We start from the raw sequence: 16,410 nt of genomic DNA on the forward strand, positions 1-16,410 counted from the left end.
CCGGCCGCCTGTGCCGGCACCACATTCATCACTACAGAGGACGGGTAGACAGCCAATCCGCCCGGAACATAGAGGCCCACCCGGCGGACCGCTATCCACTTGTGCGTCACGACGGCGCCCGGGGAGATTTCCACCTCGACGTCGTCGGGAACCTGCGCGGCGGCGAAGCGGCGGGCACGATCGATCGACTCGGCCAGGGCCAGCCGCACATCCGGAGCGAGTTCGGCCAGGGCCTTGGTCAGGGCCTCCCGCGGAACCCGCGGAGAGGTCTGCTCGACCCCGTCGAACCTCAGCGCGAGCTCGGTCAGCGCGACCAGGCCGCGTTCCTGCACATCGGCGAGGATCGCTGCCACCGGCGCCTCAACGCCGGAGCCTCCCATTTCCGGTCGTGGCATCACTGCGCTGAGAGCCGCGCCGGTAAGGGCACTGCCTCGCAGATCGATGGTCCGGAAGTCAGCGAAAGAGTCGGCCGAGGGCTGTTGGGCGAGCGAAATATTCACGCTCCAAGTCTAGCGGGCAGCTCAGGACAACCCCGCTGATGCCCGGGCGTCGACCAACATTTCGTGAAGGTCGCACCCGGTGGCCCGTCCTCAGATGGCGGTCTTCGGGGCGGTGCCCTCCGTGCCGGATTCCCGAAGCGCCTTGCGTTCCCGCGCCTTGTCCAGGGCATTGATCATGGGTGCGGCGGTGACGCCGTGAAGGAGGATCGACATGACGATGACCAAGCCGACAATGCGCCATAGGGTCTCATCCTCGCTCGCGAACTCGCCCTTGGAGAGGGCGTAGCTGAGGTAGTAGATGGAGCCGATACCGCGGACGCCGAAGAAGGAAATGACGGCGCGTTCCCAGGGCCCGGTGCTGCCTCGTGCGAGGCTGATCCACGCCGCGATGGGCCGCACCAGCAGGAGGAAGGCGAGCGCAACAAGGATTTCGCTGAGGGTGACTCCTGCCAGAAGTCCCCTTGCCACGGCGCCGCCCAGTAGGACGAGCACCACAACTGTGAGGAGCCGTTCGAGCTGCTCGATGTAGCTGTGCAGCACTCCGTGGAACCCGTGCGTCTGTTCGCCTGAGCGGATAGTCACGGCGCAGACGAAGACGGCAATGAACCCGTATCCTTCGACCATTTCGGTGACCCCGTAGGTGAGGAAGGTGGCTGCGAGAGCAACAAAGCCCTCGGAGTGACTGGCCAGCCGGGCGCTCTCGATTCGGGACTGGAAGAAGATCCTGCTCAGCAGCTTGCCCATTCCGAAGCCCAGTAGGCATCCAATGGCTATCCGCCAGACCACATCCAGGGCGACAAACTCGGGGAACCACGCCGAGGGCGAACTACCCACCAGGCTGATGGCGATGGCGAGATAAACGAACGGGAAGGCAAGGCCGTCGTTGAGCCCGGCCTCGGAGGTAAGCCCGAATCGCACCTCATCCTCGCCTTCGAGTTCTTCCTCCGTTTCGGAGGGCGCTCCGACCTGCACTTCTGATGCCAGCACCGGATCCGTGGGCGCCAGGGCCGCCGCGACGAGGATCGCTCCAGCCAGCCCGAGGCCGAGCACCCACATTCCGAGCAGCGTGAAAACGATCAAACACAGCGGCATCGCGATCCCGAGCAACCGCCAGGTGGTGGCCCAACGCTTTAGTCCCACCTTTCGGTCCAGGGCTAGCCCCGCGCCCATGAGGGACACGATCACGCAAATCTCACTCAGGTGAATTGTCACATCGCTGTACGCAATCGGGTCCGGGTCCGGCAGCCCTTCGGCGAAATAGAACACCACGAAGCCGGCGGCAAGGAACATCATTGGCATCGAGACCGGGGCCCGCAGCAGCAAACGTGGCAGCAACGCGGCTGCGAAGACAGCAATCCCGGCGGCAGCGAATATCACACTCGGTGTTTCAAACACCGGTACCTCTTTCGTTATGCGGACTAGTGCACCCTGTGTGAACCACGCAAGAGTAGGTTACGCCGAATCGGCACTCCACGTGACGAGCGCCTAGCTTCTGCCTTTCTCGCGATGCTGGGCCGCGCCCTGGGGATGCCGGCCCCCAGAGTGCGAGAGGGTCTAGTTGTTTTTGCCGCGGGCGGCAACCCGCCAGCGGTCGACGACGACGCCGCTGCTCAGTACTGTCACCTCGTCCACGAGGTTCATGGTTAGGCACACATGGTTGGGAATCACCCGCAACCGCTCGCCCAGGGCTGGCAGTTGTGTACCGTCGGGCCAGCTGACCGTGGCATGGTGCTCGGACAGTGCGCTAATACGGGCTTCGGGATGGTCCGCGAGCCGCCCGAACCCGGTGGCCCAGGCTGGGCGGTCACTGCCGATCACCTTGCTGCCAGCATCCAGGATGACTCTGCGTGGCGCGTGGGCGTCACCTTCATGGCGGCTGACAACAGTTGACACGATTGTCAAAGCAATATCGTCCAGGGTGCACCGCCCCAGCTCCAGCTGTTGAGCGTCTCCGAAGACATACACTCCGGGTCGGACCTCGGTTGCCGCTGATGTGCGTGTGAGGGTAGCCGTCGGGGTCGACCCGCCGCTAATCCGGGAGACCTCGAACCCCGCGGCCCCGACCAGCCGGGCTGCTTCCGCGAGCGCTTCTTGTTCCTGATCGGCTGCGCTTACTGGCATACCCGGCGCATAGCTATGCCCCGGGAAGGTGAAGACCCCCGACACCCTTAGCCCGGCCTCGGCCGCCGAACGAGCGACCTCAACCGCTGCCGATGGGCTCACCCCGCTGCGATGGTGACCGCTGTCTATCTCCACCAGGATTTCGATCCTGTCCGCGGCACCCGAAAGCGCCTTGCCCATCGCGCGAGTGGCTTCGACTGAATCCGTCCCGACGGCGACCCGTGCGGTGGCGCTGAGTTGAATCAGTCGGCGGGCATGATGGGGAGTGACCCAGAGCGGATAGGCGATGAAGAGGTCCGTCGCACCATGGTCCACAAAGATTTCAGCTTCCCCGATGGTCGCTACCGTCAGACCCACCGCACCCGCGGCCAGCTGTAGTGCGGCGATCTGCGGGATCTTGTGGGTCTTCACATGCGGTCGAAGACCCATTCCCTTGCCTTGTACCACCGTGGCCATCCGATCGATGTTGCGCTGGAGGGTGTCCAGGTCAATCATGACCTCTGGGGTCTCAATACCTTCCGGCACAGGATTAATCATTCCTCCATAGTCCCCTGCGCTCCCCCACATGCGTGGGTGGGCTCGGGGCATTCTCGTCAGGACCCGGCTGATGGTTGTCCTCGACACCACCACTGTCACGATCGCGGCCGGACTCCTTGCGGGTTTATCGCGGGTTGCGCTACGGTCGGCGCAGCCTCGTCAGAACGGCCGCGTTGGCTGTCCTGAGTGTCGCCGTCGACCCCTGGCAGGAAGGTAGAAGCCCAATGTCGCTTGTTCGTGTTCACAATTTTTCTGTCTCGATCGATGGATTCGGCACGGGCGAGGGGCAACAACTGGACGCGCCTTTCGGGCATGCCGGGACGCGCTTGCTTGAATGGGCCCTCCCGACACGCACTTTCCAGCACTTGGGTTTCCACGGCGAGGAACGGGGCTCCGACGGTGTCGACGAAGTCTTCGCCAGCCAATGGGCCTCCGGCATCGGAGTCGAAATCATGGGCCGGAACAAGTTCGGGCCTCAGCGCGGCCCGTGGGCCGACGAACAGTGGAAGGGTTGGTGGGGAGACAATCCGCCCTTCCACACCCCTGTAGTCGTCCTGACTCACCACTTACGTCCGACACTGGCCATGGACGGCGGCACCACATTCCACTTTGTGGACGCCGAGCCTGCCGAAGCGCTCGAACAGGCTCGCACCCTCGCCGGCGATCTCGATGTGCGAATCGGCGGTGGCGCCGCCACCGTCCGGCAGTTTCTTGAAGCCGATCTGGTCGACCAAATGCACCTGGTTCTTGTCCCGATCTTCCTTGGCCGGGGGGAACGGCTGTGGGACTCCCTCGAAGGGCTCGAGGAACGCTTCCACATTGAGGCAGCGCCCTCCCCCAGCGGTGTCATCCATCTGACCTTCGACCGACGTCCGGGACCCCCAAGTGAGCGGTGACCATGGTCATCACCTGTTAGCGCGCCAATGACCCTGCGGCGGGCCCACATAGTTCCCGGTCAGAGCCATATTTCGCAGTGTTTCCCTGTCCTCGGGTGGGCAATGGATCCGCGAGGCAATTAGGGCACGGAGTTGGGGTTTCCGGCTTGGTTTAGCTTTCGCCCCTTGTGGAGCCCAACTTCGAACGAGGTAAAGGAGATGAGGGTTACCGCGATCAACGGAAGTACGAACCAGGCCATGGCGGCGGTGAATCCGCCGAGCGCGTCGTGTGCTGTAGCGGCCAGCACAACGTAACCGGTGTAGGCGAGGTATAGCCCCACGAACAGAATGCCTTCCCAGCGTGCTACGGCAAATCCGGTGAATGCGATGGGCAGCAAGGCTACTGAAGCCGCCAGCATTACCGGCATATCGAACGCGACCGCGGCAGTGGCCACGGTAATGCCTTCAAGAGAGATCAGTGCCGGAAGACCGAGGACCACCCCGATGTTGAATATGTTGCTGCCCACCACGTTACCGACGGCCAGGTCCCGTTCACCTCGCCGTACCGCGATGATCGATGTTGCCAGTTCTGGCAGTGACGTTCCGACTGCCACTACGGTCAACCCGACCACGAGACTGCTCACGCCCAACGAGGAGGCGATGCTCACTGCACCGTCAACAAGCAACGAAGCACCAGCAACCAGTAGGGCTACCCCCAGCAGGACGAGCAGGAGCGATCTTACGAAGGAGTCGGCGCGCACCGCCGTTTCCTTTTCCTCCGTTTGTTCTTTGGTCGAGTCAGCGGTGGTTGGGGTGTTATGCAAATTCGGTGTGGTGTGGAGGCTTTTGACCTCCCGTCGACTGACGAGAATGGTCATCACAGTGTGCACCACAACGACACTGAACAGGAGCAGCCCATCCAGGGCGCTGATACTCCCATCCAGTGATAAGAGCAGCAGACCGGCAGATAGGCCAACCATTAGGGGCAGATCGAAGCGCACCAACCGCTGCTTCACGGCAATGGGCAGAATTAAGGCGGATATTCCCAGAATGAGCAGGACGTTGACGATGTTACTGCCGACCACGTTCCCCACTGCGAGGCCCGGTTCATCGCGGATCACGGCACCGATGGTCACCGCCAACTCCGGTGCTGAGGTTGCCGCCGATACGACAGTGAGCCCGACCACCAGCGCAGAAATTCCCGCACGTCGGGCCAGCGATGAAGCTCCCCGAACCAGAAATTCTCCCCCCAGAACGAGCAACACCAGGCCGACCACGATCCGTCCGACGTCAAGAGCATCCATGGGTAAAAGTGTACGGGGCTACCTACGGCTAGCTGCCGGAAGGGTTCACAAGGGCCAGGACATTGCTTCGAGGTTGATTCAGGTCAAGGGTTGCAGTACTCGCAGAAGCGCGGGTCGGCTCGGGGTGGGTCAGTCAGCTCGCGAGTGCAGCGGTACTCACAGCTGATGCACCCATAGATGACGGCGCGGGTTTCGCTTGTGGATTCACCGCAGCTGGAGCACTTCAGCCCTGAAACGCGATCCACTTTCCAGAATCCTGGGCTGGCGCACTCCGGGCATCTGGAACGAATCCGCTGCGAAAGATCTTCCGCAGCGAGGCGGATAGTTTCCATACGAGTGGGATTGGCGCAAGCACGCATATCTGTCTCCAGAAAGACCTGCCCTTCCCCCGATTGGGCCTGAGCGGCCGAAAAGGCCAGCTCCAGCTCGGTCCAGTTGGATAGTCCCTTACGGAAGGCGGGGTCCTGCTCGCCGTCAGGTCGAACAACTAAGTGATGGTCAGGAAACTTGGATCTACAGGCAAACCCGCGGGCCTCCGCCCAGTCCGCGGTCAGCAGATGAGAGAAATTCGTCTTACCTTGAGCCATGGCGACAATCTCCAGCTCACGGCCTGTGTCGATCCATAGGATGAGTTCAATATTCCAGGGAAACATTCCAAGGTAGGGATCTGTTGCAAATGAGCCCTCGCTGGCGATACCAATTGGCAGTCCCGACAATTTCATGCCCATCTGCGCCTTCCTGCGTGCAGCCTCCAGCTGTGTGCCGGCGCGTGGAATGTCACGGGTGAAAGTACCGAGCAGATCAGTATCGTAGCCTGCAACATGTTCAATCCGGCAACCAAGCGCATCGTCTAGCACCGGGCCGATGACCCGCTCCTTGCCATGCTGGGTAAGTAGAGCTATCCGTTCACCCGGATACATGGGGAGCGGCATTGGTGTGCCGACATGGATAGCGGGCATTTGCAACCTCTCCGTGGACGACCTCAGACAGGAAGGATAGGTGCCCTTCTTGGCTGGGTCTTCCGTGACTTAATACATGAAGTATAGTTCAGGAATAGAATTCCGGAGACGATGAGGAGCTGTCATGGTGTCTTCGGTGTTCATCCCACACGCCAGCGCACAGACAGCGAATTTTCACCAATGCCGACGTTTGTGCAGCAGTAAGAAAGGCCCACGTGATCGATCCCATCATCCTTTTCTTCCTGCTCGGCGCAGTGGCGGGACTCCTGCGTTCGGAGTTGCGCCTACCGGCAGCAGTTTACGATTTCATCAGCATTGTGTTGCTGCTATCCATCGGCCTCAAAGGCGGTATAGAGCTCGCCAGACAGCCCTTCGTCACTCTGCTGCCGCAGATGCTCGCCGTTGTTGCGCTGGGGTTCCTTCTCTCGCTGGTTGCCTTCCCCACACTCCGCTATCTGGGTCGCTTCAACCGAGCAGATTCCGCTTCCATCGCAGCCCACTATGGCTCAGTGAGTGTGGGTACTTATGCGGTGGCCGTCGCTTACCTGGGTAGCCGCGAGATTGCATTCGAAGAGCACATGCCGTTGCTCCTGGTGTTGATGGAAGTGCCAGCCATCATTATGGGAATCATTCTGGCTCGAGGCCTCTCCCGCGAAACCAGGTGGAAATCAATTGGCCATGAGGTTTTCCTTGGGAAAAGCGTGGTGTTGCTCCTGGGTGGGCTTCTCATCGGATGGCTGGCGGGCCCGGATGGGCTCTCTTCGATTGAGCCGTTCTTTTTTGACCTTTTCAAGGGATTCTTGGCCCTTTTCCTGCTTGAGATGGGGCTCATCACGGCGACGCAGATCGGCAGCCTACGCAAGCACGGAATTTTTCTCATCGCCTTTGGAATAGTCATGCCACTCTTTTCCGGCCTGGTCGGGACCGGGCTCGGCTGGGCTTTGGGCCTCTCCATCGGTGGAACCATGGTTCTTGCCACGCTAGCGGCAAGTGCGTCGTACATCGCGGCGCCAGCAGCCATGCGCATTTCAGTTCCCGAAGCCAACCCAACCCTTTCGCTGGCCGCCTCGCTGGGGATAACGTTCCCGTTCAACGTACTGATCGGAATTCCGATCTACTACACGATGGCCGTGTGGGCACATACTGCTCTCGCTGGAGGATGAGACTGATGCAAAACCGAACAACTAAGCTGCTAACAATCATCACCGAATCGGTGCTTGAAACCACACTCGCGCGCGAGCTCGACCGACTGAATGCTCGCGGCTATACCATCACCGATGCGCGAGGGAAAGGCCACCACGGCGTGCGTAACGCCGGCTGGGAACCGAGCAGCAACATCCGCATCGAGGTGGCATGCGATGAAGCGACGGCCGGGGCGATCGCCGGGTTTCTCGAAAAAAACTATTCCGACAACTACGCAATGATCTTGTTCACGAGCGACATCGAAGTCCTGCGTTTGAACAGACCGCCCAGCACCGCCACGTGAGAAACGCCGGCCGTTAAAGCCAAGCAGCGCGACAGCCGGCCGAAACGCCGCGATCCGCCAGTTATGACACAGGCATAGTCTTCTGCCCCACCATGATCGCGGCACCCACCAGGAGCTTGACCTGGCCCAGCCAAGCCCGAGAACGCCCCACAAGGGCACAGCTAACCGAACCGTCCCGTGAATCATGCCGCCTGCTTGTTGGCGATGAGGAATATTCGGACAACCGATCCACTGTCCTGCGCCCTGCACGCTGACGGAGGTCGGGAGGACACTGCATGGGCATCGTCGCGATCCTTTTTACAGAAAATAGCGGAATGAAACCCGGGCTTCATTTATGCAGTTGGTTCCTTTGCTGGTGACTTTTGCCAAGGCCACCTGCCGGTAATCTCGAGTTCAAGCGAGAAGCTGAGGAATGTTCGGATCAGGACGATCAGACCCAGCACGCCGACTGATTCGAAAGTGGGGGTTACTGCAACGGTCCGAATGATGTCCGCTGCTACCAGCAGCTCAAGGCCGAGAAGAATGGATCTTCCCAGTCTTCGGCGGTAAGTCTCGTAGGTCTTGTGGCCTTCGTTCTTTCGCCGTCGCAGCAGGGCGCCAGCGGCAATCAGGCTCGCAGCAATGATACCGATCACTATCGCGGCGACACCGGCCGCGTCGACCGCTTTACCAATCCCTTCCATCACTTCCTTGAATTCCACTCTGCTGCACCTGCCTTTTATGTCGGAGAACCGAGCTGAGGTTCATCGTGAGGACACTCTGAGCCGTTCTGAAGTTAGTTGCAACGACCGCTGGTGACGCGTGTCAGTCGGACTCGTGCCGGGTGGACGTTCCTTCCGTGGGCGCGGCGTCGTCGTTCCGTCGGCGTACCACGAGCCATTGGGTCACAACGATGATCAGCGCGACGACGGCGGTGATTATCAGGGTGAATGGGTCTGATTGCGCTTTGAGAAGGATGAAGGGTATCAGGACGGCGACGTCGAGGACGATCGCTACCCAGGGGATCCAGGTTTTGGCTTCGACGTCGTCCTTCAGGTGCCGGATGATGCCCCAGTGGATGGCGATGTCCATGACCAGGTAGAGGATCGCGCCGAGGGAGGCGATCTGGGACAGGTCGAAGAAGGCGGCCATGAGAATGGCTAGCCCAGCGGTGATATACAGCGACTGGTGTCCGACCTTGCCGGGCAAGCCGGGGGCCTGGCCCATGTCGCGGAGCATGTCGTAGAGTTTCGAAACTGAGAACAGGCTGGCCACTAGTCCCGAAAGGGTAGCGACCACCGCGATCGCCACGGTCAGGCCCACCCCCCATGACCCGAACGCCGGCTCGGCTGCTTCAGCGAGAGCGTAATCGCGGGCCTCCACGATCTGAGGGACGGTGAGGCTCCCGGTGACCGCGACGGTAATCATCAGATAGAGCACGGTGCATAGACTGATGGCGATCATGATGGACCGCCCAATGTTGCGTTTGGGATCACGCAGGTCCCCACCCTGGTTGGTGATGGTGGTGAATCCCTTATACGCCAAAATGCACAGTGCGACCGCGCCCAGAAATCCCAGGAGCCCTGCATCCGGTGGTGTGCGGTCTGTGGTGGTGAACAGGTCCCCCAGGGAGGAGAGACCGGCGGTGAGGATCCCGGCAACGGCTAGGACCGCGATGCCAATAATCTTGATCGCTGCGGTGACCGTAGCGGAGCGTTCCACCAGCGTGTTGCCTACCAGGTTCACTATCGCTGCGCCCGCAATGGCGATCACAGCCAGGACCGGCACCCACAGCGTAGAGTCCTGCAGTCCGAAGGGACGCAGCAGATAGGTTCCAAAGGTGCGCCCAAGAAGGCTTTCGGCCAGGATCATCGACACGTACATGAATAACGAGAACGAGCCGGCAACCACCCCGGGGCCGTAGGCGGCCTTGAGCAGCATGGCGATGCCGCCGGAAGATGGATTCTTTGCGGAGTAGCGGATGTAGGAGTAGGAGCTGAACCCCACGACCACGGCGCCGGCGAAGAACGCCCACGGTACCCAGCCGCCGGCCAGTTCGGCCACCTGGCCAACGAGCGCGAAGATACCCGCCCCAATCATGACCCCGGTCCCCAGGGCCACGGAACCGGTCAACGACAGCTTCTGCTCATTCTTCGATGATGATTCGGCTTCCATGCGGTCATCCTTTCGCGTCATGCCTGCACCTAGTTTCTTTACGACTGTTCAGCTGGGCTTGCGTGTGGCGGGGAAGGCATGGCCCAAAGGATCCCGTTGAGTCCCCAGCCGAGGATAGTGACGAAGAGTGACACCCGTGACGAATCTGGTCAGCACCAATTCGATAGGTGGCATAAAGAGTCGGGGGTTCTCTCCCAGATCGAGGCTGTACTACTTTGTCGAAGAGATTTTAGTCGGTAGCAAGGGATGCGGCGCTGGCAGCTTCCAGGTATGCCTGCTCTTCCCAGTCCTCGAATGCATCATCGTCGAGGTCTACTTGTAGGTCTTGTTCCACGGTCGCTGGATAGAATTCTTCGTGCACCTCACCAATCACCCCTACCGGCATTCCTGGGGCAAGTTCAGGAAGGTCCTCCTGGTGTATTACCAGCAACGGCTTGATAATGACTGCATCGATGTCGACGACATCCTCTTCAGGTGGAACCGTGTTGCTTACAAGGGTAAACATGTTGGGGGAAATCACCTCTCCGACGATGGCGGCAATGGTAACTTCCTCGCCAACATAGAACTCCAGGTCGTCGAAAAACGCGGTGTCGTAAACACCCGTGTAATCGGCGTAGGGCTGAGCTGGCTCGGACACTTCCTCTAGTACTTCATCGGTTTCCGCCGTCTCCTCATTGACGAGGCTCGGCAGGTCATCGTCGGGACCTGCGCACCCGTTTAGCATGAACAATGTGACGGGGAGGATAGCTATCACAGCCGCACTGCGCAGCGTTTGCCTACTTCGGCTGTCCATCATGGCTCCTGTTCTCGAGTTGAGAGGTTTCCATCCACTCTGTCTGTAGAGCTCACATCGGTCAAGGAACGCTGTCCGCCAGACGTCCGTGCGGAATCGAAGCGTGCGGAATAGAAGGGAGTCACAGCCCGGCTCCTTACTCTTTGCAAGATCACACTTCGGCGGGGCCGGGGATAAGAAGGGTTACGGTCCGATAACTGGGGTAGAAATGCGATACAAAGCTTGCTTACGGTCGAAGGGACGCAGCCAGTATAGTCCCATCACATGCGAGGACCGGTCGCGTCACGGGCCCCGCTGAAGAAGGAATTGGGCCTGGGCACCAATGAGGAGGAACGACTCACACGGCGCGCTTTAGACGCGGCGTTTACCCCACGCTAGTTCGATCAGCGTCGAGACGAAGACCACCAGGGCCGCGGCCCCGGGCCAAATCGCCGCTACGCCCGGGGATAGCAAGACAAAGTCTGGATCTGCGCCGAACATCATGCCCAGCCACTGTCCGATAAGCACCGCTAGCACCGATCCGAGGATCGATCCGCCCACCGCCGACCCAATCCGCTGCCATGCCCCGGGGAGATCCATCCGTTGAACGAGAAGCCAGCCCACCACGATGCCAACCACCAGCTGAAGACCACCAAGCGTCAGATCGGTCACCAAGGCCGCTTCCTCGGGGGCTGGGTCGCCGTACAGACCCCCACCCGGCGCGGCGAACCACCATGCCATACCCATTAGCAACCCCAGACCGACCATTGTGGATGCCCACCAAAGAAGCGAGGTGGGTGGGACGGCGGTGTCTTCGGTGGCAACCGAGTACACCGGCGGCGGATAGCTTCCGGCCTGCTCGGCGTCGGGACTGGAGGATCGCATGACTTATACATTAACAAAGTTATGCGGCACCAAGGCCTCCCTTAGGGTGGGGTGCGTGAATGATCTACGCCCAGCCGACCCAACAGTCCATGACTCAACAGCAGCTTTCCGGGACGCGTTCCGCCGCCATCCGGCCGGGGTAGCGATCATCACTGCTGTCTATGAGGGCCAGCCGTTCGGATTCACCGCAACATCCGTTTCGTCGCTTTCCGCGGACCCGCCCAGGTTTAGCTTCAACATGGCCCGCACCTCCTCGTCCTGGCCCGCCGTCGCGAACACCAACTACATCGGCGTCCACATGCTCGGGCTGGGTAACCGCGAGCTGGCCGACCGGTTCGCCCGAAGCCGCGACCGTTTCAGCGGAGATCACTGGAAGCCCGGACCGCACGGTGTGCCGCTGTTGGAGGGTGTGGCAGCACACCTGATCGGCCGCATCAGCATGAGGCTGTCCTTCGAAAACAACGCGGTCGTGGTCGCCGAGGTGGAGGCCGGCGAGGTCGGCCCGCCGGGCGTTCCCCTGCTCTATCACGGCGGCGTTTACGGGCAACCCACAGCGCTGGATTACGAGATCTAGCGCGTCAGACGCCTACACGTCCAGGCAGGCCGGCCCCAGTAACACTTTCAGGTCGCCGAAGAGCGATGACGTCGGGTTGACTCTCAGTTCAACGCCGAGCCTCATTACTTCGACCTTCCGGTTGCTGTTCAACCGGATCTGGACCTCGCTGGTACCAGGGTGGGTCCTGAGGACGTCCCGCAGCGCCACGACTGCCGTCTCGGTCGCCTTGTGGTGCGCCATGGAGATCACCACCGGCCCGGAATGGCCTTCACTAAGGTCCGGAACGCTGAGCTCCTGCGCGTTCAAGGTGACCGCACCGTCGTCGCGCCGCTGCAAACGTCCGCGGACGACGACGATGAGGTCCTCGGCGAGGACCCCCGCGATTGGGCCGTAAACCTGGCCGAAGAACATCACTTCCATCGACCCGGCGAGGTCTTCGATTTCGGCGCGGGCGTAGGCGTTGCCGCTGTTCTTGGCGATCCGCCGCTGCAACGAGGTGATCATGCCGGCGATGGTGACCATCGCGCCGTCGGCCGGGCCTTCGTCGCTGATGATCGAGGTGATCGAGGAGTCGGCGTGCTGGCTCAGGATCCCGTCGAGTCCCTGCAACGGGTGATCGGAAACGTAAAGTCCCAGCATGTCCCGTTCGAAGGAAAGCTTGTCCTTCTTCTCCCACTCCGGCAGATCCGGCACCTCAACGGAGAGCCCACCCACCGATCCGGGTTCGTCGAAGGCACTGAAAAGGTCAAACTGGTTGGCGGCCTCGTTGCGTTTGAGGACGATCACCGAATCGACGGCTTCCTCGTGGATCATGGCCAGGGCGCGCCGCGGATGCTTGAGCGAATCGAACGACCCGGCCTTGATCAGCGATTCGATAGTCCGCTTGTTGCAGACCACCGCCGGCACCTTCTGCAGGAAGTCGCTGAAGGAGGTGAAAGCGCCCTTCTCGGTGCGGGCTCCCACCATCGCGCCCACCACGTTGGCGCCGACGTTGCGGATGGCCCCCATCCCGAAGCGGATGTCAGTGCCGACCGGGGTGAAGTTGACGCTGGATTCGTTGACGTCCGGCGGGAGCACCGTGATACCCATGCGGCGGCACTCGTTGAGGTAGATCGCGAGCTTGTCCTTGTCATCGCCGACGCTCGTGAGCAGGGCGGCCATATACTCGGCCGGGTGGTGGGCCTTGAGGTAGGCCGTCCAGTAAGACACCAGCCCATAGGCCGCAGAGTGCGCTTTGTTGAACGCGTAGTCGGAGAAGGGCAGCAGGATGTCCCACAGCGTTTTGATCGCCGCTTCGGAGTATCCGTTGTCCTTCATGCCGTTGGCGAAGCCCTCGTACTGCTTATCCAGTTCGGATTTTTTCTTCTTGCCCATCGCCCGGCGCAGGATGTCCGCGCGGCCCAGCGAATAGCCAGCGACCTTCTGGGCAATCGCCATCACCTGCTCCTGATACACGATCAGGCCGTAGGTGGTTCCCAGGATTTCGGCGAGTGGTTCTTCCAGTTCGGCGTGGATGGGGGTGACTTCCTGGGCGCCGGTCTTGCGCAGGGCGTAATTGGTGTGCGAGTTCGCACCCATCGGTCCTGGTCGGTACAGCGCGATGACAGCCGAGATATCTTCGAAGTTGTCGGGGCGCATCAATTTCAGGAGGGCACGCATCGGGCCACCGTCGAGCTGGAACACACCCAGGGTGTCGCCGCGGGCCAGCAGCTCGTAGGAGCCCTGGTCCTCGAGGTCCAGCTCCTCGAGCACCAGGTCGATGTCCTTGTTGAGCTTGATGTTCTCCACCGCGTCGGTGATGATCGTCAGGTTCCTCAGCCCGAGGAAGTCCATTTTGATCAGCCCGAGGTTTTCGCAGGTCGGGTAATCAAACTGGGTGATGATCTGACCATCCTGGTCACGACGCATCAACGGGATGATGTCGATCAACGGGTCCGAGGACATGATGACGCCCGCCGCATGGACGCCCCACTGGCGCTTCAGGCCTTCGAGGCCAAGCGCTGTCTCGAAAACTTTCGCGGAGTCGGCGTCGGACTTCAGCAGTTCACGCAGTTCCTCGGCCTCGGAGTACCGCTTGGAGTTCTTGTCATGCACATCGGTCAGGGCCAGGCCCTTGCCCATGACGTCTGGCGGCATTGCCTTGGTGAGCCGCTCCCCCATCGAGAACGGGTACCCCATCACCCGGGAGGAATCCTTCATGGCCTGCTTGGCCTTGATGGTGCCGTAAGTGACGATCATGGCGACTCGCTCGTCGCCGTACTTCTCGGTGACGTACCGGATCACCTCGGAACGGCGCCGATCATCGAAGTCGACGTCGAAGTCGGGCATGGAGACGCGCTCCGGGTTGAGGAACCGTTCGAAGATCAGGCCGTGCTGCAGCGGATCGAGGTCTGTGATGCGCATAGCGTAGGCGACCATTGACCCGGCACCGGAGCCTCGGCCGGGGCCCACCCGGATGCCGTTGTCCTTGGCCCAGTTGATGAAGTCGGCGACCACCAGGAAGTAGCTGGGGAACCCCATCTGGGTGATGACGCCGGTCTCATACTCGGCCTGCTTGCGGACCGCGTCGGGGATGCCCGTGGGGTACCGGTACTGCAACCCCGTCTCGACCTCCTTCACGAACCAGGACTGCTCGCTTTCACCCTCGGGGACGGGGAAGCCAGGCATGTAGTTTGCTTTGGTATTGAACTCGACGTCGCACCGCTCGGCGATGAGCAGGGTGTTGTCGCAAGCATCCGGGTGATCCCGGAAAATGGAGCGCATTTCGGCGGGCGACTTCAGGTAAAACTCGTCGGCGTCGAACTTGAACCGTTTCGGGTCGGCCATGGTGGAACCGGACTGCACGCACAGGAGCGCCGCGTGGGCTTTCGCGTCCTCGGCGTGGGTGTAATGCAGGTCGTTGGTGGCCACCAACGGCAACCCCAACTCCTTGGCAAGTTTGATCAGGTCCGACTGGACAGCGCGTTCAATATCGAGCCCATGGTCCATCAACTCGCAGAAGAAGTTGTCGACGCCGAAAATGTCGCGGAAATCAGAGGCCGCCTTGACTGCCTCGCGGTAGAGACCGAGGCGGAGTTTTGTCTGCACCTCCCCGGAGGGACAACCGGTGGTGGCGATGAGGCCCTTGCCGTAGGTCTGGAGCAGGTCGCGGTCCATCCGGGGCTTGTAGAGGTAGCCTTCCAGCGATGCCAGGGAAGACATCCGGAACAGGTTGTGCATCCCCTCGGTGGTTTCAGCCCACATGGTCATGTGCGTGTAGGCGCCGGCACCCGAGACGTCATCGCGGCCACCACCACCCCACTTCACGCGGGTCTTGTCAGCCCGGGCGGTGCCCGGCGTCAGATACGCCTCGACGCCGATAATGGGTTTCACCCCGGCGGCCCGCGCCTTGTCCCAAAAGTCGAACGCCCCAAACACAAACCCGTGGTCGGTGGTGGCCAGCGCATTCATGCCCAGTTCCTCGGTGTGGCTGAACAGGTCAGTCAGCCGGGCGGCGCCGTCGAGCATTGAGTACTCGGTGTGATTATGCAGATGAACGAAGGAGTCTTCGCGGGTTGGCTTGGCCGGGGAAGCTTGGGGAGATGCTGATGAAACCACCATCCCATTCTAGGTCAGTCGGCCGGCGCCCCCGGCTGACATGCCGGTCCGCGAACGAGGCGTCACGGCCTAGACGTTCCCGGCCGCCAGGGCGTCGAGGGCATACTGCAGATCATTGGGGTAGGGGCTGGTCGCGCTGACGGTGTCGCCTGAGACCGGATGTTCGAAGGTAAGTTTCTGGGCGTGGAGCCATTGGCGGGTGAGCCCCAGGTTGGCGGCAAGCCGAGGGTCAGCGCCGTATGTGAGATCCCCCACGCAGGGGTGCCGAAGCGCCGAAAAATGGACCCTGATCTGGTGGGTCCGGCCGGTCTCGAGGTTGACCTCGAGAAGGCTAGCCTTCCCAAACGCTTCGAGCACCTTGTAATGAGTCCTGGAGGGCCTTCCGTCTTCCAGCACAGCGAACCGCCAGTCGTGGGCCGGGTGTCTACCAATCGGGGCGTCAATGGTACCAACCAGGGGGTCCGGGAGACCCTGGACCAGCGCATGATAGACCTTCTCCACGGTGCGTTCCTTGAACGCCCGCTTCAGGACCGTGTAGGCGTGCTCGGTTTTGGCGACCACCATCGCTCCGGAGGTTCCCACATCCAGGCGGTGGACAATGCCGGCGCGTTCGGTGGCACCCGACGTCGAGATCCGGTACCCGGCGGCGGCGAGGGCGCCGACG

At 61.3% G+C, this 16,410-nt stretch carries 15 protein-coding genes; 4 read left to right on the top strand and 11 right to left on the bottom strand.

Features of this window, described 5'->3' with window-relative positions:
- From K728_RS0104960 to K728_RS0104970, 3 genes are all read right to left on the bottom strand, one after another.
- Nucleotides 1–500, bottom strand: a 500-nt coding sequence (locus tag K728_RS0104960; RefSeq protein WP_024476030.1) for a histidinol dehydrogenase, incomplete at its 3' end; no start/stop codon positions are given.
- 90 nt (nucleotides 501–590) lie between these two features.
- The gene (locus K728_RS0104965; RefSeq protein ID WP_024476031.1) at nucleotides 591–1,895 is read right to left on the bottom strand and encodes a cation:proton antiporter; all 1,305 of its coding nucleotides are present in this window, start codon (nucleotides 1,893–1,895) and stop codon (nucleotides 591–593) included.
- A 159-nt stretch (nucleotides 1,896–2,054) separates the two neighbouring features.
- Nucleotides 2,055–3,158 carry a D-TA family PLP-dependent enzyme gene (locus K728_RS0104970; RefSeq protein ID WP_443110925.1) on the bottom strand — a complete coding sequence of 368 codons (1,104 nt, stop codon included), beginning with the start codon at nucleotides 3,156–3,158 and terminating at the stop codon, nucleotides 2,055–2,057.
- Nucleotides 3,159–3,382: 224 nt separating this feature from the next.
- On the opposite strand from K728_RS0104970, the gene K728_RS0104975 reads away from it, so the two are divergent.
- Nucleotides 3,383–4,054 carry a dihydrofolate reductase family protein gene (locus tag K728_RS0104975; RefSeq protein ID WP_024476033.1) on the top strand — a complete coding sequence of 224 codons (672 nt, stop codon included), beginning with the start codon at nucleotides 3,383–3,385 and terminating at the stop codon, nucleotides 4,052–4,054.
- 119 nt (nucleotides 4,055–4,173) lie between these two features.
- Here the strand turns inward: K728_RS0104975 and K728_RS0104980 are convergent, their stop codons facing one another.
- Both K728_RS0104980 and K728_RS0104985 read right to left on the bottom strand, forming a co-directional pair.
- The gene (locus tag K728_RS0104980; protein ID WP_024476034.1) at nucleotides 4,174–5,337 is read right to left on the bottom strand and encodes a calcium/sodium antiporter; all 1,164 of its coding nucleotides are present in this window, start codon (nucleotides 5,335–5,337) and stop codon (nucleotides 4,174–4,176) included.
- An 83-nt stretch (nucleotides 5,338–5,420) separates the two neighbouring features.
- Nucleotides 5,421–6,296: a DUF6671 family protein gene (locus K728_RS0104985; protein ID WP_024476035.1), complete on the bottom strand. Its 876-nt coding sequence runs from the start codon at nucleotides 6,294–6,296 to the stop codon at nucleotides 5,421–5,423.
- 215 nt (nucleotides 6,297–6,511) lie between these two features.
- On the opposite strand from K728_RS0104985, the gene K728_RS0104990 reads away from it, so the two are divergent.
- A complete protein-coding gene (locus K728_RS0104990; protein WP_019481315.1) occupies nucleotides 6,512–7,459 on the top strand; it encodes a sodium-dependent bicarbonate transport family permease in 948 nt (315 codons plus the stop codon).
- Between the two features lie 5 nt (nucleotides 7,460–7,464).
- The gene (locus K728_RS0104995) at nucleotides 7,465–7,782 is read left to right on the top strand and encodes a P-II family nitrogen regulator (protein WP_019481316.1); all 318 of its coding nucleotides are present in this window, start codon (nucleotides 7,465–7,467) and stop codon (nucleotides 7,780–7,782) included.
- 332 nt (nucleotides 7,783–8,114) lie between these two features.
- Here K728_RS0104995 and K728_RS0105000 read toward each other — a convergent pair whose 3' ends face one another.
- The 4 genes from K728_RS0105000 to K728_RS0105015 all read right to left on the bottom strand — a co-directional run bounded on the left by K728_RS0105000 (nucleotide 8,115) and on the right by K728_RS0105015 (nucleotide 11,593).
- On the bottom strand, nucleotides 8,115–8,483 hold the full coding sequence (locus K728_RS0105000) for a DUF1622 domain-containing protein (protein WP_019481317.1): 369 nt from the start codon (nucleotides 8,481–8,483) through the stop codon (nucleotides 8,115–8,117).
- Between the two features lie 103 nt (nucleotides 8,484–8,586).
- On the bottom strand, nucleotides 8,587–9,936 hold the full coding sequence (locus tag K728_RS0105005) for an APC family permease (protein ID WP_024476036.1): 1,350 nt from the start codon (nucleotides 9,934–9,936) through the stop codon (nucleotides 8,587–8,589).
- A gap of 229 nt (nucleotides 9,937–10,165) precedes the next feature.
- The gene (locus tag K728_RS0105010; protein ID WP_024476037.1) at nucleotides 10,166–10,732 is read right to left on the bottom strand and encodes a hypothetical protein; all 567 of its coding nucleotides are present in this window, start codon (nucleotides 10,730–10,732) and stop codon (nucleotides 10,166–10,168) included.
- A gap of 348 nt (nucleotides 10,733–11,080) precedes the next feature.
- Nucleotides 11,081–11,593: a hypothetical protein gene (locus tag K728_RS0105015; RefSeq protein ID WP_019481325.1), complete on the bottom strand. Its 513-nt coding sequence runs from the start codon at nucleotides 11,591–11,593 to the stop codon at nucleotides 11,081–11,083.
- A gap of 55 nt (nucleotides 11,594–11,648) precedes the next feature.
- On the opposite strand from K728_RS0105015, the gene K728_RS0105020 reads away from it, so the two are divergent.
- Nucleotides 11,649–12,167, top strand: coding sequence for a flavin reductase family protein (locus K728_RS0105020; RefSeq protein WP_024476039.1), 519 nt, complete (start codon nucleotides 11,649–11,651; stop codon nucleotides 12,165–12,167).
- 12 nt (nucleotides 12,168–12,179) lie between these two features.
- Here K728_RS0105020 and dnaE read toward each other — a convergent pair whose 3' ends face one another.
- On the bottom strand, nucleotides 12,180–15,749 hold the full coding sequence (gene dnaE / locus K728_RS0105025; RefSeq protein ID WP_024476040.1) for a DNA polymerase III subunit alpha: 3,570 nt from the start codon (nucleotides 15,747–15,749) through the stop codon (nucleotides 12,180–12,182).
- A gap of 66 nt (nucleotides 15,750–15,815) precedes the next feature.
- The coding region (locus K728_RS0105030; protein ID WP_024476041.1) for an RluA family pseudouridine synthase at nucleotides 15,816–16,410 on the bottom strand (595 nt) is incomplete at its 5' end.

Source organism: Arthrobacter sp. CAL618 (genome assembly GCF_000468215.1).
Classification (GTDB): domain Bacteria; phylum Actinomycetota; class Actinomycetes; order Actinomycetales; family Micrococcaceae; genus Arthrobacter_D.

Bases quoted from the DNA above. Each gene is read 5' to 3' on its own strand.
- dnaE (WP_024476040.1), bottom strand. From the start codon at position 15,749: ATGGTGGTTTCATCAGCATCTCCCCAAGCTTCCCCGGCCAAGCCAACC.
- K728_RS0105010 (WP_024476037.1), bottom strand. From the start codon at position 10,732: ATGATGGACAGCCGAAGTAGGCAAACGCTGCGCAGTGCGGCTGTGATA.
- K728_RS0104995 (WP_019481316.1), top strand. From the start codon at position 7,465: ATGCAAAACCGAACAACTAAGCTGCTAACAATCATCACCGAATCGGTG.
- K728_RS0105015 (WP_019481325.1), bottom strand. From the start codon at position 11,593: ATGCGATCCTCCAGTCCCGACGCCGAGCAGGCCGGAAGCTATCCGCCG.
- K728_RS0104985 (WP_024476035.1), bottom strand. From the start codon at position 6,296: ATGCCCGCTATCCATGTCGGCACACCAATGCCGCTCCCCATGTATCCG.
- K728_RS0104980 (WP_024476034.1), bottom strand. From the start codon at position 5,337: ATGGATGCTCTTGACGTCGGACGGATCGTGGTCGGCCTGGTGTTGCTC.
- K728_RS0104970 (WP_443110925.1), bottom strand. From the start codon at position 3,158: ATGATTAATCCTGTGCCGGAAGGTATTGAGACCCCAGAGGTCATGATT.
- K728_RS0104975 (WP_024476033.1), top strand. From the start codon at position 3,383: ATGTCGCTTGTTCGTGTTCACAATTTTTCTGTCTCGATCGATGGATTC.
- K728_RS0105005 (WP_024476036.1), bottom strand. From the start codon at position 9,936: ATGGAAGCCGAATCATCATCGAAGAATGAGCAGAAGCTGTCGTTGACC.